Origin of the sequence: Novosphingobium guangzhouense (assembly GCF_002896965.1) — a bacterium.
Classification (GTDB): Bacteria; Pseudomonadota; Alphaproteobacteria; order Sphingomonadales; family Sphingomonadaceae; genus Novosphingobium; species Novosphingobium guangzhouense.
This window is the reverse complement of record NZ_LYMM01000073.1, coordinates 1-23,227: the sequence shown is the minus strand read 5'-3', so window position 1 is coordinate 23,227 and position 23,227 is coordinate 1. Positions and strand designations below refer to the sequence as shown.

At 65.5% G+C, this 23,227-nt stretch carries 23 protein-coding genes and 1 tRNA gene; 8 read left to right on the top strand and 16 right to left on the bottom strand.

The window, feature by feature from the left end:
• Positions 1–31: 31 nt before the first annotated feature.
• Positions 32–709: a YitT family protein gene (locus A8V01_RS22840; RefSeq protein ID WP_103098564.1), complete on the bottom strand. Its 678-nt coding sequence runs from the start codon at positions 707–709 to the stop codon at positions 32–34.
• A 128-nt stretch (positions 710–837) separates the two neighbouring features.
• Positions 838–2,670: a translational GTPase TypA gene (gene typA, locus A8V01_RS22835; RefSeq protein WP_103098563.1), complete on the bottom strand. Its 1,833-nt coding sequence runs from the start codon at positions 2,668–2,670 to the stop codon at positions 838–840.
• Positions 2,671–2,984: 314 nt separating this feature from the next.
• Here typA and A8V01_RS22830 point away from each other — a divergent pair, with 314 nt between their 5' ends.
• Positions 2,985–5,708 carry a TonB-dependent receptor gene (locus A8V01_RS22830; protein ID WP_103098768.1) on the top strand — a complete coding sequence of 908 codons (2,724 nt, stop codon included), beginning with the start codon at positions 2,985–2,987 and terminating at the stop codon, positions 5,706–5,708.
• A gap of 226 nt (positions 5,709–5,934) precedes the next feature.
• Positions 5,935–6,417 carry an RDD family protein gene (locus A8V01_RS22825; protein WP_103098562.1) on the top strand — a complete coding sequence of 161 codons (483 nt, stop codon included), beginning with the start codon at positions 5,935–5,937 and terminating at the stop codon, positions 6,415–6,417.
• A 56-nt stretch (positions 6,418–6,473) separates the two neighbouring features.
• Here the strand turns inward: A8V01_RS22825 and A8V01_RS22820 are convergent, their stop codons facing one another.
• Both A8V01_RS22820 and A8V01_RS22815 read right to left on the bottom strand, forming a co-directional pair.
• On the bottom strand, positions 6,474–8,999 hold the full coding sequence (locus A8V01_RS22820) for an ABC transporter permease (RefSeq protein ID WP_103098561.1): 2,526 nt from the start codon (positions 8,997–8,999) through the stop codon (positions 6,474–6,476).
• The gene (locus tag A8V01_RS22815) at positions 8,992–9,819 is read right to left on the bottom strand and encodes an ABC transporter ATP-binding protein (protein WP_245892798.1); all 828 of its coding nucleotides are present in this window, start codon (positions 9,817–9,819) and stop codon (positions 8,992–8,994) included. The genes A8V01_RS22820 and A8V01_RS22815 overlap by 8 nt, the downstream gene beginning before the upstream one ends.
• Before the next feature lie 50 nt (positions 9,820–9,869).
• Between A8V01_RS22815 and A8V01_RS22810 the strand changes: the two genes are divergently transcribed.
• The gene (locus tag A8V01_RS22810; RefSeq protein ID WP_103098560.1) at positions 9,870–10,571 is read left to right on the top strand and encodes an arylesterase; all 702 of its coding nucleotides are present in this window, start codon (positions 9,870–9,872) and stop codon (positions 10,569–10,571) included.
• Between the two features lie 31 nt (positions 10,572–10,602).
• Here the strand turns inward: A8V01_RS22810 and recF are convergent, their stop codons facing one another.
• Positions 10,603–11,706 (bottom strand): DNA replication/repair protein RecF, encoded by a 1,104-nt coding sequence (gene recF / locus A8V01_RS22805; protein WP_103098559.1) that lies wholly within the window; start codon positions 11,704–11,706, stop codon positions 10,603–10,605.
• A gap of 42 nt (positions 11,707–11,748) precedes the next feature.
• Complete coding sequence (locus A8V01_RS22800) at positions 11,749–12,489, bottom strand: queuosine precursor transporter (protein WP_211295122.1); 741 nt, start codon at positions 12,487–12,489, stop codon at positions 11,749–11,751.
• Between the two features lie 97 nt (positions 12,490–12,586).
• On the opposite strand from A8V01_RS22800, the gene A8V01_RS22795 reads away from it, so the two are divergent.
• The 3 genes from A8V01_RS22795 (at position 12,587) to A8V01_RS22785 (ending at position 14,492) form a co-directional block, all read left to right on the top strand.
• A tRNA-Arg gene (locus A8V01_RS22795) sits at positions 12,587–12,663 on the top strand.
• A 111-nt stretch (positions 12,664–12,774) separates the two neighbouring features.
• Positions 12,775–13,104: a PilZ domain-containing protein gene (locus tag A8V01_RS22790; RefSeq protein WP_103098558.1), complete on the top strand. Its 330-nt coding sequence runs from the start codon at positions 12,775–12,777 to the stop codon at positions 13,102–13,104.
• Between the two features lie 134 nt (positions 13,105–13,238).
• Positions 13,239–14,492, top strand: a complete 1,254-nt coding sequence (locus A8V01_RS22785) for an MFS transporter (protein ID WP_103098557.1) — start codon at positions 13,239–13,241, stop codon at positions 14,490–14,492.
• Positions 14,493–14,507: 15 nt separating this feature from the next.
• Here the strand turns inward: A8V01_RS22785 and A8V01_RS22780 are convergent, their stop codons facing one another.
• The 8 genes from A8V01_RS22780 to A8V01_RS22745 all read right to left on the bottom strand — a co-directional run bounded on the left by A8V01_RS22780 (position 14,508) and on the right by A8V01_RS22745 (position 19,377).
• Entirely contained in the window at positions 14,508–15,302 is a 795-nt protein-coding gene (locus tag A8V01_RS22780) for an NUDIX hydrolase (protein ID WP_103098556.1), read from the bottom strand.
• Between the two features lie 332 nt (positions 15,303–15,634).
• Complete coding sequence (gene grxD, locus A8V01_RS22775) at positions 15,635–15,964, bottom strand: Grx4 family monothiol glutaredoxin (RefSeq protein WP_103098555.1); 330 nt, start codon at positions 15,962–15,964, stop codon at positions 15,635–15,637.
• Between the two features lie 42 nt (positions 15,965–16,006).
• Positions 16,007–16,240 carry a BolA/IbaG family iron-sulfur metabolism protein gene (locus A8V01_RS22770; protein WP_103098554.1) on the bottom strand — a complete coding sequence of 78 codons (234 nt, stop codon included), beginning with the start codon at positions 16,238–16,240 and terminating at the stop codon, positions 16,007–16,009.
• 10 nt (positions 16,241–16,250) lie between these two features.
• Complete coding sequence (locus A8V01_RS22765) at positions 16,251–16,568, bottom strand: DUF1476 domain-containing protein (protein WP_103098553.1); 318 nt, start codon at positions 16,566–16,568, stop codon at positions 16,251–16,253.
• Positions 16,569–16,712: 144 nt separating this feature from the next.
• Entirely contained in the window at positions 16,713–17,312 is a 600-nt protein-coding gene (gene leuD, locus A8V01_RS22760; protein ID WP_103098552.1) for a 3-isopropylmalate dehydratase small subunit, read from the bottom strand.
• Positions 17,312–17,494, bottom strand: a complete 183-nt coding sequence (locus tag A8V01_RS22755) for a hypothetical protein (protein ID WP_103098551.1) — start codon at positions 17,492–17,494, stop codon at positions 17,312–17,314. Before A8V01_RS22755 ends, leuD begins: the two co-directional genes overlap by 1 nt.
• Positions 17,495–17,507: 13 nt before the next feature.
• Positions 17,508–18,947 (bottom strand): 3-isopropylmalate dehydratase large subunit, encoded by a 1,440-nt coding sequence (leuC, locus tag A8V01_RS22750; protein WP_103098550.1) that lies wholly within the window; start codon positions 18,945–18,947, stop codon positions 17,508–17,510.
• Between the two features lie 73 nt (positions 18,948–19,020).
• Entirely contained in the window at positions 19,021–19,377 is a 357-nt protein-coding gene (locus A8V01_RS22745) for a hypothetical protein (RefSeq protein ID WP_103098549.1), read from the bottom strand.
• Positions 19,378–19,527: 150 nt separating this feature from the next.
• Between A8V01_RS22745 and A8V01_RS22740 the strand changes: the two genes are divergently transcribed.
• Positions 19,528–20,043: a sterol desaturase family protein gene (locus A8V01_RS22740; RefSeq protein WP_103098548.1), complete on the top strand. Its 516-nt coding sequence runs from the start codon at positions 19,528–19,530 to the stop codon at positions 20,041–20,043.
• A 1-nt stretch (position 20,044) separates the two neighbouring features.
• Here A8V01_RS22740 and A8V01_RS22735 read toward each other — a convergent pair whose 3' ends face one another.
• The gene (locus A8V01_RS22735) at positions 20,045–20,404 is read right to left on the bottom strand and encodes a YbaN family protein (RefSeq protein ID WP_103098547.1); all 360 of its coding nucleotides are present in this window, start codon (positions 20,402–20,404) and stop codon (positions 20,045–20,047) included.
• 14 nt (positions 20,405–20,418) lie between these two features.
• On the bottom strand, positions 20,419–20,829 hold the full coding sequence (locus tag A8V01_RS22730; protein WP_103098546.1) for a SufE family protein: 411 nt from the start codon (positions 20,827–20,829) through the stop codon (positions 20,419–20,421).
• 108 nt (positions 20,830–20,937) lie between these two features.
• Here A8V01_RS22730 and A8V01_RS22725 point away from each other — a divergent pair, with 108 nt between their 5' ends.
• Positions 20,938–22,992 carry an NAD(+) synthase gene (locus tag A8V01_RS22725; RefSeq protein WP_103098766.1) on the top strand — a complete coding sequence of 685 codons (2,055 nt, stop codon included), beginning with the start codon at positions 20,938–20,940 and terminating at the stop codon, positions 22,990–22,992.
• Positions 22,993–23,227: the final 235 nt, after the last annotated feature.

Below are 23,227 nucleotides of genomic sequence, written 5' to 3'. Positions count from 1 at the left end.
CGCGGCTGCCTGCGGCCGCGCCCTTTTCGTGTCAGTAGCCGGTATAACGGCCCGGCCGGTGCCATGCCCACAGGATGCCTGCGGTGGCCGCCACGCCCAGCAGCGACCAGCCCATCCGTACCGCATCAAGGCGCGAAGCGGCGAACAGCAGCACGGACCCGTCGATGATCAGCTGCGTGCGCCCGGCATTCCACCCGCGCGTGCGATAGAGCCAGAGCACCAGCGCACCCGATCCGCCGGTGGCCGCGCCGTGCCGCGCCAGCGCAAGGGCTCCCAAGCCGATCACGCTGCCGCCCACGATTGCGGCCACCGGGTCGCTTACCCAGGCGATTTCGATGCCCAGGGGTGCGAACGCGGTCATCGCGAACAGGCCCAGCGTTACCACCGAGGTCTTGATCAGGAACATCCAGCTCATCGAGCGAAGGGTGATCGCCATCAGCGGCGCCGATATGGCTGCATAAAGCAGGCCCACGGGCCACCCGGTCGCGTAGCTCAGCACCAGCGCCACCCCCGCGACGCCGCCTGTCGCAAGCCCGGCCGCCCGCAGCAGCACCAGACCTACCGCAAGATGGATGGTCCCGATGAAGAGCGCGTAGATATCCTCTCCATGCCCGTGCGGTGTCGGCCCGTTGGGGCCAGTGTGCTTGGAGCCAGTGTCCTTGGGAGCAGCGGCCTTGGGCGCGCCGGAAGGTATGCGGGAAGTCGTCATTGCAGCCGTGCCCCTGCTTCAAAATGCGAAAGGCCGGAGCGCCTGAGGCGCCCCGACCTTTCATTCAACCGTTGATGCATCCTCTTCGCGATCGCTCTTTTAAAGCCCTACCGCGAAGGGGAGGGCAATCAGGTGTTTTCCTTCTTGCGGCTTGCCTTCTTGCGCTCGTTCGGATCGAGGATCGCCTTGCGCAGACGGATCGACTGCGGGGTGACTTCGACCATTTCGTCGTCGTCGATGTAGGCGATCGCCTGTTCCAGCGTCATGACCTTGGGCGGGGTGAGGCGGATGGCGTCGTCCTTGCCGGTCGAACGGAAGTTCGTCAGCTGCTTCGACTTCATCGGGTTCACTTCCAGATCGTCGGGCTTGGCGTTTTCGCCGATGATCATGCCTTCGTAGATCTTTTCCTGGGGCTTCACGAACAGGATGCCGCGATCTTCAAGGCTGTTCAGCGCGTAGCCGACCGCTTCGCCGGTGCCGTTCGAGATCAGCACGCCGTTGAGGCGGCCTTCGATTGCGCCCTTGTGGCTGTCGTACTTCTCGAACAGGCGGTTCATGATGCCGGTGCCGCGGGTGTCCGAAAGGAATTCGCCGTGGTAGCCGATCAGGCCGCGCGAAGGAGCCGAGAAGGTGATGCGGGTCTTGCCCGAACCCGACGGACGCATGTCGGTCAGTTCGGCCTTGCGGCGCTGCATCTTCTCGACGACCGTGCCCGAGAATTCGTCGTCCACGTCGATCACGACGGTTTCGTAAGGTTCGGTGCGGCCGCCGTTCTCGTCGGTGCCGAACAGCACGCGAGGACGGCTGATGCCCAGTTCGAAGCCTTCGCGCCGCATGGTTTCGATCACGACGCCCAGCTGAAGTTCGCCGCGGCCGGCAACTTCGAAGCTGTCCTTGTCGGCCGATTCGGTGACGCGGATGGCGACGTTGGTTTCCGCTTCGCGCATCAGGCGGTCGCGGATCATGCGGCTGGTGACCTTGTCGCCTTCACGGCCCGCGAGCGGCGAATCGTTGACGGCGAATCGCATCGCCAGGGTCGGCGGATCGATCGGCTGGGCCTTGATCGGCACGGTCACTTCGGGCGAAGCGATGGTGTTGGCGACGGTGGCCTTTTCGAGGCCGGCCAGCGCGATGATGTCACCGGCGCGGGCTTCGTCCACGGGCACGCGGTCAAGGCCGCGGAAGGTCAGCACCTTGGAGGCGCGGCCCACTTCGATCACCTTGCCGTCGGCGTCGATGGCGCGGATCGGGTCGTTGACCTTGAGCTTGCCCGACTGGACGCGGCCGGTGAGGACGCGGCCCATGAAGTTGTCGCGGTCCAGCAGCGTGGCAAGGAACGAGAACGGTGCGTCGACATCGAGGTTCGGCGCGGGGACGTGCTCGACGATCTTTTCGAACAGCGGGGTCAGTGTGCCTTCGCGCGCGTCCGGATCGTAGCTGGCGTAGCCGTTACGGCCCGAAGCGTAGAGAGTCGGGAAGTCGAGCTGTTCGTCGTTCGCGTCGAGGCTGACGAAGAGGTCGAACACTTCGTCCAGCACTTCGGCGTGGCGGCCGTCGGGACGGTCGATCTTGTTGACGACGACGATCGGCTTCAGGCCCAGGCCCAGCGCCTTGCCGGTGACGAACTTGGTCTGCGGCATCGCGCCTTCCGAGCTGTCGACCAGCAGGATCACGCCGTCGACCATCGAGAGGATGCGCTCAACTTCGGCGCCGAAGTCGGCGTGGCCGGGCGTGTCGACGATGTTGATGCGGTGACCGTTCCACTCGATCGAAGTCGGCTTCGCCAGAATGGTGATGCCGCGTTCCTTTTCGAGATCGTTGCTGTCCATAGCGCGCTCTTCGATGCGCTGGTTCTCGCGGAAAGTACCGGACTGACGGAACAGCTGGTCGACGAGGGTGGTCTTGCCATGGTCGACGTGCGCAATGATCGCGATATTGCGCAAGGGAAGCGGGGCGGACATTGTTGTTCTCTCTGTACGAGGGCCGGGGCGGCCAGCCATCGTGTGCTGCACCGCAAAATTGGCGCGCCCTTAGCGGATCGAGGGCATTTCGGCAAGCGTAGTGAGACAGGGCGGGGCGGCAGCGATCAATCGCGGCATACACAGTTTGTCACAAGATGTGTCGATAGTACAACAATGATGCAGATTGTCCGCAGGTATGCACTGGTCCCGATTGTGAGCGGGCGCGGAAGAGCATAGTCTGCCTCTCTTACCAATTGCGGCCAGCTTCGCGCACCAAGACGCAGGCAGCCGTGCAGGAAGGGACAGGGGATCCGATGAAGGGTGTTTTGGCGGGCATCTGCGCGCGGGAATCGCGCATCTTCAACGAACGCGGGGTTGTGGCAGCCAAAGCGGCATTGCTTGCAACCGTATCCGCAGCCTTGTGGGCGCCGGGTGCTCTTGCCCAGGACGCGGCGGCTCAGCCCGATCAGGAACAGTACACCGATACCATCATCGTCACCGCGACCAAGCGGGAGCAGACGTTGCAGGACGTGCCCGTCGCGGTGTCGGTGACGAGCGGGGCCACGCTGGAACGGGCGCAGATGCGCGATCTGAAGGACTTGCAGACGCTGGTGCCTTCGCTGCGCGTCAACCAGCTGCAGTCCAGCGCCAACACCAATTTCTACATCCGCGGCTTCGGCAACGGTGCGAACAACGCAGGGATCGAACCTTCGGTCGGCCTGTTCATCGACGGGGTTTACCGTTCGCGCTCGGCCTCGATGATCGCTGACTTCCCGGACGTGGAGCGGATCGAGGTGCTGCGCGGCCCCCAGTCCACGCTGTTCGGCAAGAACGCGTCGGCGGGCGTGATCTCTATCGTCACCAGGAAACCGCAGTTCCAGTTCGGTGGCAATGTGGAGGCGAGCTACGGCAACTATGATGCCATGGTTCTCAAGGGTATGGTCACCGGGCCACTGAGCGAGAACATCGCCTTCAGCCTTGCGGGAGGGCTGAACAAGCGCGACGGCATCGTCAAAGACCTTGCCACCGGTAACCGCACGAACGAGCGCGATCGCTGGTTCGGGCGCGGGCAACTGCTGTTCGACAATCACGACGGCCTCGAACTTCGGCTGATCGGTGATTACGGCAAGATCGACGAGAACTGCTGCGCCGTCGTCAACTTGCGGCAGGCCAGCCCGACGGCTGCGATATTCGCGCTTGGCGGCGCGGTGAACCAGCCCGGCGAGAAGTACGACGATATCGTCTACAACAACTTCGAATCGTCCAACAAGATTGAGAACTGGGGCATTTCGGGAGAGATCGACTACGATCTGGGCGGCACCAAGCTGACGTCCATCACGTCCTACCGCCGCACCAATGCGCTGACCAATCAGGATTCGGATTTCTCCAGCGCCGATCTGCTGGGCCGCAACTGGCAGGACCTGCGCATCAAGACCTTCACTCAGGAACTGCGCGCCAATTTCGAACTGGGAGACAGGATCAGCGGTCTTGTCGGCGGCTATTACTTCAACGAGAAGATTGACCAGAACAACGAGGTCTTCTGGGGCGACGACGCGCGGCCTTACGCCAACCTGCTGGTCCAGAGCCTTTCGGGCGGGGCGCTTAGTGTGCCCGCGCTGGAAACCGCGTTCGGTGCCTACGAGGGTAACCCGGCCAAGTATACCGGGCAGTTCTTCCGTTCAGGCACGGGCCTTACCGAAGCCTACAAGCTCAAGAACGAGGCGTGGTCGATCTTCGGGCAGCTGGATTTCGAAGTGGCGCCGGGGCTGACGGTGACCGGCGGCCTCAATTACACCCACGACAAGAAGCGGTTCTCCACCGGGACGACGTCTGACGATGTGTTCTCGGGGATCGACTTTAATGCGGCGGCTTATGCGCCGTTCCGGCAGCAGCTGCTCTATCAGGGGGCGCTGTCGCAGACGATCGGCAACGCGCTTTCGCTTGGCCGGGGCGCCACGGCCGCCGAGATCGGCGCATTTGCGGCGGCCAACCCGGCGGCATTCGGGGCGATCAACACCGGGGCCACGGCTTATGCGTCGGCCAATGCCAGCAACCCGGCGGTGAACCCGCTCAACCCGCTGCGGGCGCTGCAGTATTTCCCGCCCTTCATGAACGTGCCCAACGCGGTCGAGGCCGGCCGGGTAAGCGACGGCGATTTCAGCTATACCGCCCGCGTGGCCTGGGACGTGACGCCGACGGTCAACTTCTACGCAGCCTATGCGACCGGGTACAAGGCGGCCTCAATCAACCTTTCGCGCGATAGCCGACCGACGCCGGCGGACCTTGTGGAACTGCGCGCGCAGGGACTGGCGGTGACCAACCTTACCGCGGGCAGCCGCTTCGCCAATGCCGAAAATTCGACCGTCTACGAAGCGGGTATCAAGGGCAACTGGGGGATCGTGTCCGCAAACGTCGCGGTGTTCAAGCAGGAGATCCGGAACTTCCAGTCGAACATCTTCACCGGATCGGGCTTCTTCCTGGCGAACGCAGGCAAACAGTCCGCCTTCGGCATCGAGTTCGAGGGATCGGCCAAACCGATCGACCAGCTGACGCTGACGATGGCGTGGACTTATCTCGATCCCAAGTACGATACGTTCCAGCTTTCGGCATTCGGTGACTTGTCTGGCACCACCCCGGCGGGCGTCTCGCCCTTGTCGGCGACGTTCTCTGCCGAATTCGTGCAGCCGGTGGGATCACGCGGCGATCGCATCATCCTGCGTGGCGACTATCACTACGAAGCGCCGTTCCGGCTGGTGGAGGGGTTGCCCGGTCTTGTCGTCCGGGACAGCGCGGGCAATGTCACGGACGTTTCCGCCGCACTCGCGGCCGCGCGGGAATTCAAACAGGACATCAACGACATGAACGCCTCGCTCACTTATGCGATGGCGAACGGGCTGGAACTGACGGTCTGGGGCCGCAACCTGCTGGACGACCGCACCATCCTGCAGATTTTCGACAGTCCGGCGCAGCCCGGATCGATCTCGGGCTATCCGAACCAGCCGCGCACTTATGGCGTGGCGGCGCGCTACCGGTTCTAAGCCGGAGCGCGTAAAGCGCGTACCCGCCGTGTCGTCTCTGGGAGGAGGTACGGCAAGAGAAGCGGGGCGCGGACTTGAAAAGGGGCGCGAAAAGGCGTGGCCTTTCGCGCCCCTCTTTCTGTGCAGTTTCGGGTTCGGGAGCAGAAAGTCTTTGTAATTTCCCGATTTCGATGTGAAATTGCGTCGCATTGTCAGGCTGGGCAGGCCGTGAAGGAAGGGGAAATTCATGATTCCGTATGGTGGTTTCTGGTGGCGCGTGCTCGCCTACATTCTGGACGCGATCATCCTGCAGATTGCGACTTCGATCATCGGCGGCATTTTCGGCGTCGGTCTTGCGCTGCCGCTGACCGGTATGGGCGCGGGTGAAAATGCGGCGTTCGGGATGATGATGTTCGGCATGATCGGCGCGTCTCTGGTGATCAACTGGCTCTACTTCGCGATCATGGAAAGCTCCAAGCTGCAGGCGACCGTCGGCAAGCTGGCGGTTGGCGTCGTCGTCACCGATCTTCGTGGCGAGCGGCTGACTTTCGCGCGGGCGACCGGGCGTTACTTTGGCAAGATCCTGTCAAGCCTGGTGCTCTGCATCGGCTACATCATGGTCGCCTTCACCGAGCGCAAGCAGGGCCTGCACGACATGGTCGCGGGAACGCTCGTCTACAAGACGCGCGATCCCAGCGTGCTCTACGACAACCGCGAGGTCTTCGCCTGACCTTGTCTGCCGCATTTTCCGAAGCATCAGGCGATGCCGCCTGATTGGAAAATGCTCTAAAGTTCGCGCAGCGCGCTTGCCGGTTTTGCCCGCAACAGCGGCAATGTACCGGCAAGCGCGAAGCCGAGGATCAGCACAAGCCCGGCGCCAAGCACCATCAGCACGCGGGTCCAGTCGGGCAGCCAGGCGAATTCGAACAGCTTGACGATGACCGCCCAGGCCATCGCGCTTCCTGTGCCAAGCGCCACAAGGGCAAGCACCAGCGCAAGCAGGCCGTATTCCGCCATCTGCGCGGCCAGTAGCTGGCCACGACTGGCGCCCAGCACGCGCAGGATCACCGTATCATACGTCCGGCTGGCCCGAGCCGCCGCGATCGCGCCGAGCAGGACCGCGAGCCCCGCCAGCACCGCGACGGAGGAAGCCGCCAGGATCGCGGCCGACATCTGGTCCAGCAGCGCGCGGGCATCGCGCAGCAGGCTTCCGGTCTCGATCACCGAGGTTGAAGGGAGTGCGCGCACCAGCCGGGGCAGCAGGCCGGCCGTGGATGCACCTTTGGGCACCTCTATCGTTGCGGCAAGGTTGTGCGGGGCGTCGGCCAGCGCATTGGGCGAAAACACCAGCACGTAATTAAAGCCAAGGCTGTCCCAGTCGATCCGGCGCAGCGAGGCGATGCGGGCGGTCTTCTCCACGCCGAGCACGCCCACGGTAACGTAATCGCCCACTTTCAGGCCGGTCGCCTCGGCCAGCCTTTCGTCCACCGAGACAAGCGGCTCACCCCGGTAGAACTGGGTCCACCACCGGCCCGATGTAACCGTGCTGCCTTCAGGCACGCCGACCGAGTACGTCAGCCCGCGTTCCCCGCGCAGCGCCCAGGCACCCTCGGGCAGATCCTTGCCGAGACTGGCCACGCGGGTCATGTGCCCCTGCGGCCCATAAGCGAGGATCCGGCCACGCAAGTTGGGAACCAGCTTGAGCGTGGAGCCGGGGATCGTCCGCTTCACCGCGTCGGCAAAGGCGGGCGCCTTGTCCTTGGGAATGTCGAGCACGAAAAAGTCCGGCGCGCGGGCAGGGACGGTGCGGCGGATATTGGCATCGAGACTGGTCTGCACCGCCGCGATCAGCACGAAGGCGGAAAGCCCGAAGCCAAGCGCGGTTACCAGCGCACCGGTCTGCGCGCCCGGTCGGTGCAGGTTGGCAAGCCCCGCGCGCAGCATCGGGCCGCGCGGCCTTGGCAGGTGGGCAGCAAGCTTGCGGATGGCAAGGCCGACCAGCGCCAGCAGCCCGAGCATGGCGGCGGATGCGGCAAGGAAGCCCAGCGTGACCAGCGGCTGCGCGGCGTTGAGCAGCGCCAGTGCGACGATCGCGGCAAGGCCAAGGCCCACCGGCAGGGCCAGCGCCCTGCGGCTCGCCACCAGTGGCGCCACACGGGCGCGCATCAGGGCCATGGCGGGCCAGCTGCGCGCCCGGACAAGCGGCGGGGCGGAGAAGATGAGCGCGACCAGCAGGCCGTAAGCCGCCGCCGTCGCCAGCGCGGCCGGAGAGACGGTAAAGCCCGGCTCCACCGGCAGCAGGCTCTGCAGTGCCGATGCCAGCAAAGGCGTGACCAGCACGCCCGCCGCAAGGCCGGCCGCGCTGCCGATCACGGCTGCGGCGCCGACTTGCAGCAGGTAGATCCGCGCGATGTCGGAACTGGTTGCGCCCAGCACCTTGAGCGTTGCGATCGAACTGCGCCGTGCCTCCAGATAGGACGACACGCCGCCGCCGATACCGATCCCGGCGATGACCAGCGCGGCAAGGCCCACCAGCACCAGAAATTCGCCCATGCGGGTAACGAAGCGCTCCGTCGAGGGCGATGCGGCGAGGCGGGTGCGGGTGTCGAAATCGTCCCCCAGCCGCATTTTGAGCGCATCGATCACCGCTTCGGGATCACGTGCGGGATCGGTGAAGCGCACCCGCGCGACGCTGCGATACATGGCGCCCGGTGCGATAAGCCCTGCATCTGCGGGCAGGGCGAGCGGCACCACGGTCGTGTCGCCCAGCGCGAAGCCTTCGCTCATCTGTTCGGGGTCCGTCGCGATCACGCCGGCTACCGTCACCGGCACTGCGCCGATGGCGATGCGCTGGCCTTGCTTTACGCCAAGGCGCGCGGCGGTGCCCTTGGCGATCCATGCCGTGCCCGGCGCGGGCGCGCCGACGCGGCGGCCGTCAGTCAGTTCAAGGCGACCGTAAAGTGGCCAGCCCCCGTCCACGGCCTTGAGCGCGACGGGCGCGGTGGCATCCCCTCTGGTGGCGATGGCCTGCATCCGCAACCCGTGCGACACGTGGCCAAGGCGGGCCAGCGCGGCATCCTCATCCTTGCTGAACGCGCGCTGCCAGACCCGCAGTTCGACGTCTCCGCCAAGGATTTCCCGCCCGCGCGTGCCCAGTTCGCGCTCGATCGATCCGGTCAGCGTGCCGATTGCGGCGATCGCGCCGACGCCAAGGAACAGGCATACGAGCAACAGCCGCAGCCCCTTGAAGCGGGCCGAAAGGTCGCGGCGCGCCAGCGTCCAGGCGGTGCGCCAGGGAAGGGCGTCAGCCAAGGTGCGTTTCCGCAAGCGTGTCGCTTGGGAGGTCTGATGCAAGCGTGTCGCTTGGGAGGTCTGATGCAAGCGTGTCGCTTGGGAGGTCTGATGCAAGCGTGTCGCTTGCGATCCGGCCGTCGCCGATGGTGACTACGCGTTCGCAGCGGTGGGCAAGGCTTTCGTCGTGAGTGATGATCAGCAGGGTCGCGCCGGTCTCGGCGCGGCGGGCGAAGAGCAGGTCGACGATCGCCGCGCCGGTCGCTGCGTCGAGGTTGCCGGTCGGCTCGTCGGCGAAGACCAGCGCCGGGCGGGGCGCAAGGGCGCGGGCGATGGCGACACGCTGTTGCTCTCCGCCGGAAAGCTGCGCCGGATAATGCGCCAGACGGTGGCCGAGCCCCACGGCGGCAAGTTCTGCTGCTGCCCGCGCGTGGGCATCGGGCATCCCGGCCAGTTCGAGCGGTGCCGCAACGTTTTCCAGCGCGGTCATCGTCGGCAGCAGGTGGAACGCCTGAAGCACCACGCCGATGCGGCCGCGCCGGGCCTTGGCCAGCGCGTCCTCGTCCATGCCGGCAAAGTCCTGTCCGGCAACTTCCAGCGAGCCTGAACTGGCGCGCTCCAGCCCGCAGAGTACGGCCATCAGCGATGACTTGCCCGATCCCGAGGGGCCAAGCAGGGCCAGCGTCTGGCCTCTGGGCACGGCAAGGTCGACGCCCTTGAGGATGTCGACCGCGCTGTCGCCGGAACCCAGCGTCAGCCGCAGGTCGCGGGCAAGGATCGTGGTTTCAGGACCGGCGGATGGAGCGATGGGGGCTTGGGCAGGGCTTGTCACGATCCCCATATGGGATAGCACCAGTGCATCCGACAAGTCGGTCCCTTCAGGAGAATGCCTTGCGCCTCGTTTCCCTTGCGCTTCTTGCCGCTTCAACCCTGGCGCTTGCCGCCTGCGACAAGGCCGCGCCGCCGCCCCCGCAGCAGAGTGAAGCCGCGGCCGATGCGCCGCCGCAGATCCCGGTGATGGGGCCGGAGCGGCCGATCCTTGCCTTCGGGGATTCGCTGCTGGCGGGCTATGGGCTTGAGGACGGCGAAAGCTACCCTGACCGGCTCGAACAGGCACTGCGCGCGCGCGGCGTGAATGCGCGGATCGCCAACGCCGGGGTTTCCGGAGACACCACGGCGGCGGGGCTGCAGCGGCTTGACTTCACGCTCAAGAACCAGCCGGTAAAGCCGGAACTGGCGATCATCAGCCTTGGCGGCAACGACATGCTGCGCTCGCTCCCCCCGGCGGAAACGCGCGCGAACCTGGAGAAGATGTTGCAGCGGTTGCAGCAGGAAAAGATCCGCGTCGTTCTGCTCGGCATGCTGGCGGCGCCTAATCTCGGCAAGGATTATGCGGCCAATTTCAATCCGATCTATCCGCAGCTGGCGGAAAAGTATGGCGCGGTGCTGGTGCCGTTCTTCCTCCAGCCGGTGATCGACAAGCCCGATCTGATGCAGGGCGATCACGTTCACCCCACTGCCATCGGCATCGACGCGATCGTTGCGGCGACGGTCGACGATGTGGAGGATGCGCTGCCCAGGAGGCCGCAGTAGCGCAAGGCCCCTTAGCGGCTGCCCGCGGTCTTCAGACCCTGCGCACCGATCCCGCGCTCACTTCCCATACCGCAGCTTCGCCTGCGATCGCCTCGAACGGGGCGATTTCGGTGCCGGTCAGCCAGACTTGTGCCGAACCCGCGCGCAGGCGATCGAACAGGGCCTCGCGCCGCACGGGGTCGAGATGCGCGGCGACTTCGTCCAGTAACAGCAGGCGGGGGCGGTTTTCTCCATCGCTTTCCAGCAACTGCGAATGGGCAAGGGTGATGGCGATGAGCATCGCTTTCTGCTCTCCGGTCGAGCACTCGGCAGCGGGCTGGCCCTTATCTCCCTGACCTTTCCCGGCCATCGTCACGGCCAGTTCATCGCGGTGCGGGCCGATGAGGGTGCGCTGGGCTGCCCTTTCGCGCGGCCGCCCGTCTCGCAGGGCAATGGCCAGTGCGCCGGCTTCTGTCGGGCCGCCGGGCTGATAGGCGAGGGAGGGGCGCGCGAAGGGCGCATCGGGAAGCTGGGCCAGCGCCGCCTCCAGCCGCGCGACAAGCCGTGCGCGCGCCGTCGCGACCAGCGCTCCGGCCTCCGCGATCTGCACTTCGATCGCATCTAGCCAGTGGGGATCGGGGGGACGGTGATCCGACAGCAGGCGGTTGCGTTCGCGCAGAGCTGTCTCCAACCGCGCGGCGTGGCCTGCGTGGGCGGGCTCGATCGCCAGCACCAGCCGGTCAAGGAAGCGCCGCCGTGCGCCCGCGCTCTCCACGAAGAGGCGATCCATCGCCGGGGTCAGCCAGCCGATCGACAGCCACTCGGCCAGACTGAGGGCGGAACTTTGCGCGCCGTTCACCTGCACCAGCCGCCGTCCCGGCCGCTCCGCCGCAACGCCGGTGCCAAGTCGGACCGGTTCGCCTGTCGGCATCAAGAGCGCGGCGTTCACCGCGAAACCGCCGTCGCCGTCCTGCGCGGGCACGTCGGCCAGTTGCGCACGACGCAGCCCGCGTCCGGGCGCCAGCAGGCTGATGGCCTCCAGCACATTGGTCTTGCCCGCGCCGTTCTCGCCCACCAGCAGGTTGAACTGCGCGGTGCCTTCCACGGCAGTCTCGCGGTGATTGCGGAAACGGGAAAGGAGAATGCGGTCGAGCATGGTCGCGGGCGACCTAGCGGTTTGGCGTCCTGCTCACAACGTTCAGACCGATTTTGCCTTGGCGAAAGGCGAAAAGTCGAGGTTGTCGTCGAACACCTCCACGCCCTCGCGAGACTTGAGCCAGTTGACGACCACGTAGGTCACCGGGGTGAGCACCGCCTCCCACAAGACCTTCATGCCCCAGTTGGTGACCATGACGGTCAGCACCTGTTCGTGCGTCCATGTGCCAAGGAACGCGATGGGATAGAACAGCGCGCTGTCCGCCGCCTGCCCCACCACGGTCGAGCCGATGGTGCGCAGCCACAAGTGCTTGCCGCCGGTCATCAGCTTCATCTTGGCAAGCACGAAGGAATTGACGAACTCGCCCGCCCAGAACGCGGTGAGCGAGGCCAGGACGATGCGCCAGGTCGATCCGAACACGGCCTCGTAGGCGGCCTGTCCGGTCCAGCCGCTGTCAGGCGGCATGGCGACGACGACGAAGCTCATGAACGCCATGAAGATCATCGCGAAGAACCCCGCCCATACGCAGCGCCGGGCATTGGCGTATCCGTAGACCTCGGTGAGCACGTCGCCGATAACGTAGCTTACGGGGAAGAACAGGATCCCTGCGCCGAACGTCACCCCGCCAAGGTTCGCCAGCTTGGACGCGCCGATCAGGTTCGATAGCAGCAGGATCGCCACGAAGGCTGCCATGACGTAGTCGAAATAGCGGAAGTGCCGGCGCGCGCCGGTAAGGCCGTCGATGCGCGAAAGATGCGGCGAACTGTCGGTGGCAGCTGTCATTGCCTGTGCGTAACGTGGCTTTGCTGCAGCGCAAAGCACAAGTTTGCGCGCGCCGTGGTTTGCGTGCGCGCGTAACCACGCTATGGGAAATCCGCGCGCGCCCGTAGCTCAGCTGGATAGAGCACGAGCCTTCTAAGCTTGGGGTCACAGGTTCGAACCCTGTCGGGCGCGCCAATTCCAAAGGAACTGGTCGCCCTGAATCCAAAAGATGGTTCGAACCTTGTTCGAACAGGCGCCAAATCTCGTTTAAGTGATCGTAAACTGATCCGCTTTATCTTTGTACGCATGACCCGCACCGTTCTTCCCCGGCGATCGCAGCGACGTTCCGTCTCGCTGGCCGTCCAGTGCCGCACGCAGAGCGGTCTGCGCGACGACGGCGAGATTTCCGACATATCGGTCGAAGGATGCTGTCTGCGCATGCGCGGCATCTACTTTCGCGTCGGTGCCCGGCTGATGGTCAGGCCCAATGGGCTTGAGGGCATGTCGGGCGTGGTGCGCTGGGTCAGCAGCGACCTGGCGGGTGTGGAGTTCGACCGTCCGCTCTACGGGCCGGTGCTGGATCATATCGCGGCCACTCACGCCTCGCCGCTGCCGGGATCGCCCGCCCGCCGCTGATGCGCAACGTCGCTCCAGCGAATTCTCGTTCAGATTGCCGGAAAGTTCTGGCCAAGCCGATCCGGCGCCCCGCACACTCTGCCCGATAGACCGGCACGCAATCGCCGGCACGTTCAGGCATCGGGAGAGAGCGCTTGGCATCACCTGTCGGACCGGGGAACGAGGCCCCCAACCACCCGCTTGCGGTACGCATGGGCGTGATCGCGGGGGTTTCGCATAACGTCGTCATCGGCACCATCATGGGTTCGTTCGGGCTGATGCTGGCCTCGGTCGAGCAGCGGCTGGGCGTCAGCGCAGAGCAGGCGGCGGCGGGAATCCCGCTCGTGCTGGTGGGCTCTTCGGTGCTGGCGCCATTCGTGGGCGTGCTGATCGCGAAAGTGTCCCTGCGCCTGCTGCTGCTGATCGGCGCGCTGCTGACGGTCGCGGGCTACCTTACACTCGCCTGGACGCAGAGCTACGCGCTTTATCTGGTGGCTTACGGGCTGTTCTTTGGGCCGGCGCTGAGCCTGGCCGGATCGATCGGCCCGGCGACGCTGGTGGCGCGCTGGTTCAGCCGCAATCGCGGGCTGGCGCTGGGCATCGTCCATCTTCCCGTGGTCATTGCGATCGTGCCATGGACGCTGGAGCGGGCGCTCTCGGTCGTTTCGCCGGGCGCGATCTATCTGTCGACCGGGGTGATCGCGGCGGCGCTGCTGTTTCCGCTGGGCCTGCTGGCGATCGATCATCCGCCCGGCCATGCCGAGACACTTGCCCCCGAACCCGACGCCCAGCGCACGGCGGACGGATCGTTCAGCGTGGCGCAACTGCTTGCGCGGCCCCGCTTCTGGGCGATATCGCTGGCTGCGGTGGCGAGCATGACAAGTTCGGTGCTGCTGGGCTCGCTGCTGGTGCCGATGGGGCTGTCATGGGGCTTCACCCGGCCAGAGGCGGCACTGTTGCAGTCGATCATGGCGCTGGTCGGGATCGCCGGATCGGTGCTGTTCGGCTGGATCGCCGACCGGATCGGCGGCGCAAGGGCGCTGGCGCTGATCGGGTTCGATTGCGCGGTGCTCTGGGCGATCCTGCTGCAGCACCCGCCGTTCTGGATGGCGGCGCTCGTGATCGGGCTTATCGGGATGCACGGTGCAGGCGCGATCCCCACGCTGGGCAAGGGGCTGACCGATGCGTTCGGTCAGGCCAGCTACAGCCGGGGATTCGGGCTCAACACGCTGATCGGCCTACCGTTCATCGCGGTGGCCGTGATCGGATCGGCGCGTGTTCATTCGGTGACGGGCAGCTATGACGGCGCGATCGTGGCAATCAGCGCGTTCTTCGTGGCGGCGATTGTGCTTGGCCTTTACGCCGCCACAGGGGTGAGGGCGCAGGAGCCGGTTGCCGCGCCAGCCTGATTTATCCCGCCTGGCCTACCCCCGCCTGGCAGTCGCCTTGAGCTGTCCCAGCACCGGGTAGCCAAGCCCGGCGGGGATAACCAGCCATTCGCCATCCTCGCGCAGTTCGACCTCCGGGTGAATGCGGACGACCGGGTGGGCGGCAATGTCGGCCAGCGCCTCGGCGTGGTCTGCGTATTGCGCCAGCCGGTCGAGATTGCGCCGGGTCGGGAAGATGACCGAGATTTCGCCGCGATCGGCCATGGCCAGTGCGTCGGCCGCGCTCGTCCAGAACAGGCGCGAGTTTTCGGTGGCATCGACGGTCACATCCACCGCGCCGGTGCCGATGTCGGCGACGAAGAAGCGCGTGTCGAACGCCTTGTCCCACAAGGGGCACCAGTGCGCGAAGAAGGTCAGCGCGTTCAGGTCCAGCTGCCAGCCGAAGTGGTCGAGCACGGTGTCGAGACGGCCGACTTCCAGCAGCATGGCACGCGCGTCCGCGGCCTGGCGCGCGGAGATGGGGCTGCGGGTTGCGATCATCAGCCCGGCTTCTTCCAGCGTTTCGCGGATCGCGGCGATGCGGGCGGACACGATCTCCTCTGGCTCATTCGGGACAAGGCGGTGGGCGAGTTCGCGGTCCGCAGGATCGACGCGGCCGCCGGGAAACACTGCCGCGCCGCCCGCGAAGCGCATGCCGTCCGAGCGCTGGAGCATCAGCAATTCGGGCGGCCCGCCATCGGCGGCATGACGGAATACGACAACGGTGGCGGCAGGAACCACGGCGGGGCCGTCCGCAGGCATCGGCTGGTCGGAAGGGGCGGTTTGCAACATTGCTGCCGATCTTGCGCCTTGGAAGGGCGGCTGCAAGTGAAAAGCGCTGGCGACTCAGCGGGGGAAGTGTCGGCCCAGTTTACAATCAATGACGCGCGGGCTGACAAAGAGCGCAACGAAATGGCTGAATTTCGGGGAAAATCAGAACTGGCACAGGGCGTGCTTATGAAGTATCGTATCCCGAGAGAAGCAGTCTCGATAGAGGCGGGGCCGGACAGTCTCCCGGCCCCGCCTCCCCGGGCTTCCCCAACATCGCTGTTCCGCCGGATTGGCTGCAAAAAAGGCCCGGGAAGCATATTCCCGAGCCTTCGTGCTATCTTGTGCCTTGGCGATCAGCCCTGCGCGGCGATGCCGCTGTCGGCCATCAGCTGGTGCAGTTCGCCAGCCTCGTACATTTCCATCATGATGTCGCTGCCGCCAAGGAATTCGCCCTTGACGTAAAGCTGCGGGATCGTCGGCCAGTCGGAATAGGCCTTGATGCCCTGACGGATTTCCATGTCCTGCAGTACATCGACGGTTTCGTAGGAAACGCCGAGGTGGTCGAGGATGGCGATCGCCCGGCTTGAGAAGCCGCACTGGGGAAACAGCGGGGTGCCCTTCATGAAGAGGACCACGTCGTTGCTCTTTACGATATCGCCGATACGGGCGTTGACGTCGGACATGTTAGTAGAACCCTTGAGTGTATGCAGCGCGTGTATGCGACGTCAGTTGGGGACGGCGGTGGTGAGTTGCAAGGCGTGAAGAACACCGCCCATGCGGCCGCCGAGGGCTTCGTAGACCATCTTGTGCTGCGCGACGCGCGGCCGTCCGGCAAAGGCCGCCGAAACGACGTGCGCGGCGTAATGGTCGTTGTCCCCGGCAAGGTCAGTGATCGTGACGTCTGCATCCGGCAATGCGGCGCGGATCATCGTCTCGATTTCAGTAGCGGTCATGCCCATCGGATCGTCCTTAGCCCAGGAAAGCGCGGCGCGCTTCGACCTGCTTGGCCTCAAGCGCGGCGCGCACTTCAGCCTCGGTGGTGTCCACGCCGGCAGCGGTAAGATCGCCCAGCAGCTTGCGGATGACGTCTTCGTCGCCGGCTTCCTCGAAATCGGCCTGGACGACGGCCTTGGCGTAGGCGTCGGTTTCGGCCTGCGAGAGCTTCATGCGTTCAGCTGCCCATTCGCCGACAAGCCGGTTACGGCGGGCCTGAATGCGGAACAGCGTGTCGGCGTCGTGCGCGAACTTGGCTTCTTCGGCGCGCTCGCGGTCCTGGAAACTCGTCATCAGACAACCTCGGTGTGGAATTTCATCCATGCCGATAGGGAAGGGTGCGATCCGGGGCAATCCCGATTCGCAATAGTTGTGCCGATCATCGAGGGGACGGGTTCATCCCTCCCTGTCGTGCCGGACGACAGGGAGGTGAGGAAATCAGGCTGCCAGCACCGGACTGGCCAGGAAGGGCAGCGTTTCGCGCGCCTTGCCTTCGTAGCCGGAAATGGTGTCGCCCTGCGCCATGGTCAGGCCCACTTCGTCGAGGCCGTTCAGCAGGCAGTGCTTGCGGAACGGGTCGATCTCGAAGGTGAAGCGGTCTTGGAACGGGGTGGTCACCGACTGCGTGTCGAGGTCGACGTCGATGGTCTCATCCTGCGCCACTTCCATCAGGCGGTCGATCGCCTCCTGCGGCAGTGCAACGGTCAGGATGCCGTTCTTGAAGGCGTTGCCCGAGAAGATGTCCGAGAAGCTGGGCGCGATCACGCAGGTCACGCCCATGTCGAGCAGCGCCCAGGCAGCGTGTTCACGGCTGGAGCCGCAACCGAAGTTGTCGCCCGCGATGAGGATCGGGGCCCCGGCCCAGCGTTCGTCGGTGAAGACGTTGCCCTCTTCCAGCTTGACCGCCTCGAACGCACCCTTGCCCAGACCTTCGCGGGTGATGGTCTTGAGCCAGTGCGCCGGGATGATGACGTCGGTGTCGACGTTCTTGCGGCCAAAGGGAATCGCCTTGCCGGCGACGTGGTTGATCGCTTCCATCAGTCGGTTTCCGAAGGGAAGTGCGGGGCGGTGCCGGTCTTGGGCGGCTGCGCATCCTGCGTCTTCTTGTCCTTGCGGCGCTTTACGAAGAGCAGGGCAGCGGCGATTGCGGCCGAACCGATGGCGGCACCGGCTGCAAGAGCGGCGCGACCTGCTAGCGAGTTGTCGGAATCGTTGGACATGGGGGAACTCCTGTCAGCTTGCGGGCGCGAGGTCGCGCACGTCGGTCAGCTTGCCGGTAACGGCGGCGGCGGCGGCCATGGCGGGGCTCATGAGGTGGGTGCGCGCACCCGGACCCTGTCGGCCGGTGAAGTTGCGGTTGCTGGTGGAGGCGCAGCGTTCGCCTGCCGGAACCTTGTCGGGGTTCATGGCAAGGCAGGCCGAGCAGCCCGGTTCGCGCCATTCGAGGCCCGCATCGATGATGATCTTGTCCAGCCCTTCGGCTTCGGCCTGCGCCTTGACCAGACCCGATCCGGGAACGACGATCGCCCACTTCACGTTGTCGGCCTTGTGGCGGCCCTTGAGCACTTCGGCGGCGGCGCGGATATCCTCGATGCGGCTGTTGGTGCAGCTGCCGATGAAGACGTTCTGCACTTCCACGTCGGTCAGCTTCGTGCCGGGCGTCAGGCCCATGTAGTCGAGGCTGTGCTTGACCGCGTCGCGCTTGGAGGCGTCGGCGAAGTCTTCGGGCGCGGGGACCACGCCGCCGATGCCGGACGTGTCCTCGGGGCTGGTGCCCCAGGTGACGGTCGGCTGGATATCTTCGGCGCGGATGAACACGGACTTGTCGTAAGTCGCGCCTTCGTCGGTCGCCAGGCTCTTCCACCAGGCGACGGCCTTGTCCCAGTCGGCGCCCTTGGGCGCGTAGGGGCGGCCCTTCACGTAATCGAAGGTGATCTCGTCGGGGGCGACGAGCCCTGCGCGCGCACCGCCTTCGATCGACATGTTGGACACGGTCAGGCGGCCTTCGACCGACATTTCGCGGAAGACGTTGCCGGTGTATTCGATGACATAGCCGGTGCCGCCGGCCGTGCCGATCACGCCGATGACGTGCAGGATCACGTCCTTCGGGGTCACGCCCGCGCCGAGCTTGCCCTCTACGCGGATCTCGAAGGTCTTCGACTGCTTGAGCAGCAGCGTCTGCGTGGCCAGCACGTGTTCGACCTCTGACGTGCCGATGCCGAAGGCCAGCGCGCCCAGACCGCCGTTGCAGGCCGTGTGACTGTCACCGCAGACGATCGTGGCGCCGGGCAGCGAAAAGCCCTGTTCCGGGCCGACGACGTGGACGATGCCCTGTTCCGGATCGGCATCGCCGATATAGCGTATGCCGAAGGCGGGGGCGTTCTTTTCCAGCATTTCCAGCTGCTGGGCACTTTGCGGGTCGGCGATCGGCACGCGGTTGCCATTGGCATCGCGGCGCGCGGTGGTGGGCAGGTTGTGATCGGGCACCGCAAGCGTAAGGTCGGGACGACGCACCGGGCGGCCGGCGGCACGAAGGCTTTCGAAAGCCTGCGGGCTCGTCACTTCATGGACGATGTGCCGGTCGATGTAGATGAGGCAGGTGCCGTCGTCGCGTCTGTCGACGACGTGGGCGTCCCAGATCTTCTGGTACAGGGTGCGGGGTGCGTTTGTCATGATTCTGCGCGAATAGGCGCGCCGGCCCCGCAATTCAAGCGGTGTCGGCGCGCCGTTTCAGGTAATTTTGTTATCAGCCGCGGCGGCGGTCGTAGTCGTGACGTTCCATCCGCAGCTTGGCGTAGACGGTGTTGACGCGGGCGCCGAGCACGCGGGTCTCCTGCGCGGAGAGGCCGCCGCGAGCGTACTGGCTGTACGTGCGCTGGATGTTCACGACGTCGCGGCGCAGGCTGCTCGCTTCACGCTGAGAGATCGTCCGGCGGGCGGCGGCGCGATCGATGTTGGCGCGCAGGCCGTTGATGTCGGTGCGAATGTCATAGTGGCGGGCGGCCTGATGGCGGGGCGCGGCCTCGGCGACACCGGGGGCGACGGCCGAGAAGCCCAGAGCTGCGACGAGGGCCGGGGCGATGAACTTGGTGAACTGGCGCATGGTTCGCACTCCTTGTTGAAATTTCGTATCCGGAAGGGCGCTTCCGATGCATTCATGTCTAGGCTTCTCAAAATGAACGCCAGATAGATGACCCGTCGCAAGGTTGTGTGCGATTGTAAGAGAGTGTCGCAGGCGCCTATAAGCCGGTGCATGTCCGCCCTTGCCGCCGTCCTGATCGTCCTTGCCTCTGCCGCCGCGATGGAGTTCGTGGCGTGGAGCAGCCACAAGTACATCATGCATGGCTTCGGCTGGGCCTGGCACCGCGACCACCACGAGCCGCACGACAAAGTGCTGGAAAAGAACGACCTTTACGCCGTGTTCGGTGCAGCCATCAGCATCTCGATGTTCGCGCTGGGATCGCCGCTGGTGATGGGGGCAAAAGCGTGGTGGCCGGGGACGTGGATCGGTCTGGGGGTGCTGCTCTACGGCGTGATCTACACGCTGATCCATGACGGGCTTGTCCACCAGCGCTACTTCCGGTGGGTGCCCAAGCGCGGCTACGCCAAGCGGCTGGTCCAGGCGCACAAGCTGCACCACGCAACGATCGGCAAGGAAGGCGGGGTCAGCTTCGGCTTCGTCGTCGCCCGCGATCCCGCCGTGCTCAAGCGCGAATTGCGGGCCCAGCGCGAACAGGGCATCGCGGTGCTGCGCGAGGCGGTGGAGTAACCTACTCCGCCCGCGTCCAGATCCAGGTGCCGATCGTCGCCAGCACGGCCAGCGGGATCAGCGCCCACATCTCTCCGGCGGTGAACCATACGATCGCCACGCTCAGCGCCATGGTGGAGATCGCGGCGATCTTGCCCTTGCGGCTGATCGCACGCCGGTCGCGCCATGCGCGCAAGTGGGGGCCGTACCGGGGGTGCTGGTACAGCCGCTCTGCCCATTCCGGGTGGCTCTTGGAAAAGCACCCGGCGGCAAGGATCCAGAAGATCGTCGTCGGCAGCAGCGGCAGGAAGATGCCCAGCGTGCCGATGCCGACGAGAATGAGCCCCGCCGTGATCCAGAGGTATTTTTCGGCCCGGCTCATTCAGCCCGGCTCATTCAGCCCTGCACATACCGCGCGGCGGTTTCCCGGATCAGCGCGATCATGTTGGGAATGCCCTGCGTGCGGTTGGACGAGAGCTGGTTGCGCAAATCGAACGGTTCGAGCGCGGCGGCAATGTCGGTCGCGGCGACGGTGGCGGCGGGGCGGTCCTGCACGGCGGCGATGACCAGCGAGACGATGCCCTTGGTGATCGCTGCGTTGCTGTCGGCAAGGAAATGCAGCGTGCCGTCTTCGCGCGCCATCGGATAGACCCAGACGCTGGCCGAACAGCCGCGCACCCTGGTGGCATCGGTCTTGAGCGCGTCGGGCATGGCGTCAAGTTCGCGGCCCAGTTCGATCAGCAGCCGATACCGTTCGTCGCCATCGAGGAATTCGTACTCTTCGCGGATATCGTCCAGGTCACGCATGTCCCCGGCATTTAGAGGGCACAGCGGCAAGGGCAAGAGGTTATTGAGAACATTTCTCATGTGCCCCGACGTTGCAAGCGCGGGGGGATGCTGTCAGGGAAATGCGTGATGACCGATAGCACTCACCCGTTCTATGCGATGCACGAGCACGGCTTCGTGCGCGTCGCCACCTCCACCCCGCATGTGAAGACCGCCGACGTCGCGGCCAATCGCGATGCGATCCTTGCCGAAGCGCGCCGGGCGCACGCGGCGCATGTGGATCTGCTGGTGTTCCCGGAGCTAAGCCTGTCGTCCTATGCCATCGACGATCTGCACCTGCAGGGCACGATGATCGAGGCGGTGGAGGCGACCATCGCGGATATCGTCAGGGCCAGCGCGGACCTGTCGCCGGTGCTGCTGGTCGGCGCGGCGCTGGAGCGCAAGGGGCGGCTGTTCAACTGCGCCGTCGTGATCGCGGGCGGGCGCCTGCTGGGCGTGGTGCCCAAGTCCTACCTGCCCAACTACCGCGAATTCTACGAAAAGCGCTGGTTCGCCAGCGGCAAGGCGATGCGCGATGCGACGATCACCGTGAACGGGCAGGACGTGCCTTTCGGCGTCGACCTTGTCTTCGCTTCGCAGTTGCTGAGGAACTTCCGCTTCTTCGTCGAGATCTGCGAGGACGTCTGGGCGCCGAGCCCCCCTTCGACGTTGGGGGCGATGGCGGGGGCGACGATCCTTGCCAACCTTTCGGCCTCCAACATCGTCATCGGCAAGTCGGACGAGCGCCACATGCTGTGCCGCGCCCAGTCGGCCCGCGCGATGGCGGCCTATGTCTATTGCGCGGCGGGGCATGGGGAAAGCACCACCGATCTGGCGTGGGACGGGCAGGGCATCGTCTACGAACTGGGCGACCTGCTGGCGGAATCGGAACGCTTCTCGCTGGAGCCGGAACTGTGCGTGGCCGACGTCGATTGCGACCGCATTGTCATGGATCGCCTGCGCAGTCCCACCTTCAACGATGCGGCCGATGTTGGATGCAGGCCCGAAGAGACGTTCCGCACCGTGCCGTTCCGCCATGCGCCTGCGGGCGGGGATATCGGGCTGGTCCGCCCGGTCAGCCGCTTCCCCTTCGTCCCCTCGCGCGCGGACAAGCTGGATGCGGACTGTTACGAGGCGTTCAACATCCAGGTCGACGGGCTGATGCGGCGAATCGAATCGACCCGCGCGAAGTCGCTGGTGATCGGTATCTCGGGCGGGCTCGATTCCACTCACGCGCTGATCGTGGCGGCGCGTGCCTGCGACCGGCTGGGCCTGCCGCGCGATTTCATCCGGGGCTATACGATGCCCGGCTTCGGCACCAGCGACGGGACCAAATCCAACGCGTGGAAGCTGATGGACGCGGTGGGCATCGCCGCGCAGGAGATCGATATACGTCCCGCCGCAACCACGATGCTGCAGGATATCGGCCATGCCTTTGCCGATGGAGAGCCGGTTTACGACGTGACGTTCGAGAACGTGCAGGCGGGTCTGCGCACCGATTACCTGTTCCGCCTTGCCAGCCAGCATAACGGCTTCGTGGTGGGGACCGGGGACTTGTCGGAACTGGCGCTGGGCTGGTGCACGTATGGCGTCGGTGACCAGATGAGCCACTATGCCGTAAACGCGGGCGTGCCCAAGACGCTGATCCAGTACCTGATCCGCTGGTGTGCCACCACCGACCAGTTCAGCGCTTCCACCGAGGAAATCCTGCTGGCGATCCTGGCGACGGAAATCTCGCCCGAACTGGTGCCCGCCGGGGCTGACGGCGCGATCCAGAGCACCGAGGCCAAGATCGGGCCTTACGAACTCAACGACTTCTTCCTGCACCACGTCATGCGGTTCGGGCAAAAGCCGTCGAAGGTGGCGTTCCTGGCCTGGCATGCCTGGCGCGATGCATCGGCCGGAACGTGGCCTGCGGGTTTCCCTGAGGAGAAGAAGAACGCCTATGAACTGGCGGTGATCCGGTCCTGGCTGGAGAAGTTCGTGGGGCGCTTCTTCGCGTTCAGCCAGTTCAAGCGCTCGGCCATTCCGAACGGGCCGAAGGTTTCGACCGCCGGGGCGCTCAGCCCTCGCGGCGACTGGCGCGCGCCTTCGGACGCCAGCGCGGCGGTCTGGCTGGCGGAGCTGGAGCAGCGGGTGCCGTAACGCAAAAAACCTCCCCGAGACCAACTCGGGGAGGTTTTTTGCAGCGCATACGCCATTGCCCGCTGGCGAGTGCGGGCCATTACGCCGGGGGAAGGCAACGCGAAGGACCGAAGGTAAAATCGGGTCGGCGTCGGGAGCGTCCACGCAGGGACGCGGGGGGTTGTGTTCCGCAGGCTCAGGCGAGTGGCCGGGTAGCAGCGGGCAGCCCGGCTCGACCAGCATTCCATCGAACTCG

What these genes read in the sequence shown, in the direction of transcription:
- A8V01_RS22825 (WP_103098562.1), top strand. Translation starts at nt 5,935, where the DNA reads ATGATTCCGTATGGTGGTTTCTGGTGGCGCGTGCTCGCCTACATTCTG.
- recF (WP_103098559.1), bottom strand. Translation starts at nt 11,706, where the DNA reads ATGCTCGACCGCATTCTCCTTTCCCGTTTCCGCAATCACCGCGAGACT.
- A8V01_RS22755 (WP_103098551.1), bottom strand. Translation starts at nt 17,494, where the DNA reads ATGTCCAACGATTCCGACAACTCGCTAGCAGGTCGCGCCGCTCTTGCA.
- A8V01_RS22800 (WP_211295122.1), bottom strand. Translation starts at nt 12,489, where the DNA reads ATGACAGCTGCCACCGACAGTTCGCCGCATCTTTCGCGCATCGACGGC.
- A8V01_RS22815 (WP_245892798.1), bottom strand. Translation starts at nt 9,819, where the DNA reads ATGGGGATCGTGACAAGCCCTGCCCAAGCCCCCATCGCTCCATCCGCC.
- leuC (WP_103098550.1), bottom strand. Translation starts at nt 18,947, where the DNA reads ATGACAAACGCACCCCGCACCCTGTACCAGAAGATCTGGGACGCCCAC.
- A8V01_RS22735 (WP_103098547.1), bottom strand. Translation starts at nt 20,404, where the DNA reads ATGAGCCGGGCCGAAAAATACCTCTGGATCACGGCGGGGCTCATTCTC.
- A8V01_RS22780 (WP_103098556.1), bottom strand. Translation starts at nt 15,302, where the DNA reads ATGTTGCAAACCGCCCCTTCCGACCAGCCGATGCCTGCGGACGGCCCC.
- grxD (WP_103098555.1), bottom strand. Translation starts at nt 15,964, where the DNA reads ATGTCCGACGTCAACGCCCGTATCGGCGATATCGTAAAGAGCAACGAC.
- A8V01_RS22790 (WP_103098558.1), top strand. Translation starts at nt 12,775, where the DNA reads ATGACCCGCACCGTTCTTCCCCGGCGATCGCAGCGACGTTCCGTCTCG.
- A8V01_RS22725 (WP_103098766.1), top strand. Translation starts at nt 20,938, where the DNA reads ATGACCGATAGCACTCACCCGTTCTATGCGATGCACGAGCACGGCTTC.
- A8V01_RS22830 (WP_103098768.1), top strand. Translation starts at nt 2,985, where the DNA reads ATGAAGGGTGTTTTGGCGGGCATCTGCGCGCGGGAATCGCGCATCTTC.
- A8V01_RS22770 (WP_103098554.1), bottom strand. Translation starts at nt 16,240, where the DNA reads ATGGGCATGACCGCTACTGAAATCGAGACGATGATCCGCGCCGCATTG.
- A8V01_RS22740 (WP_103098548.1), top strand. Translation starts at nt 19,528, where the DNA reads ATGTCCGCCCTTGCCGCCGTCCTGATCGTCCTTGCCTCTGCCGCCGCG.
- typA (WP_103098563.1), bottom strand. Translation starts at nt 2,670, where the DNA reads ATGTCCGCCCCGCTTCCCTTGCGCAATATCGCGATCATTGCGCACGTC.
- A8V01_RS22840 (WP_103098564.1), bottom strand. Translation starts at nt 709, where the DNA reads ATGACGACTTCCCGCATACCTTCCGGCGCGCCCAAGGCCGCTGCTCCC.
- leuD (WP_103098552.1), bottom strand. Translation starts at nt 17,312, where the DNA reads ATGGAAGCGATCAACCACGTCGCCGGCAAGGCGATTCCCTTTGGCCGC.
- A8V01_RS22745 (WP_103098549.1), bottom strand. Translation starts at nt 19,377, where the DNA reads ATGCGCCAGTTCACCAAGTTCATCGCCCCGGCCCTCGTCGCAGCTCTG.
- A8V01_RS22765 (WP_103098553.1), bottom strand. Translation starts at nt 16,568, where the DNA reads ATGACGAGTTTCCAGGACCGCGAGCGCGCCGAAGAAGCCAAGTTCGCG.
- A8V01_RS22730 (WP_103098546.1), bottom strand. Translation starts at nt 20,829, where the DNA reads ATGCGTGACCTGGACGATATCCGCGAAGAGTACGAATTCCTCGATGGC.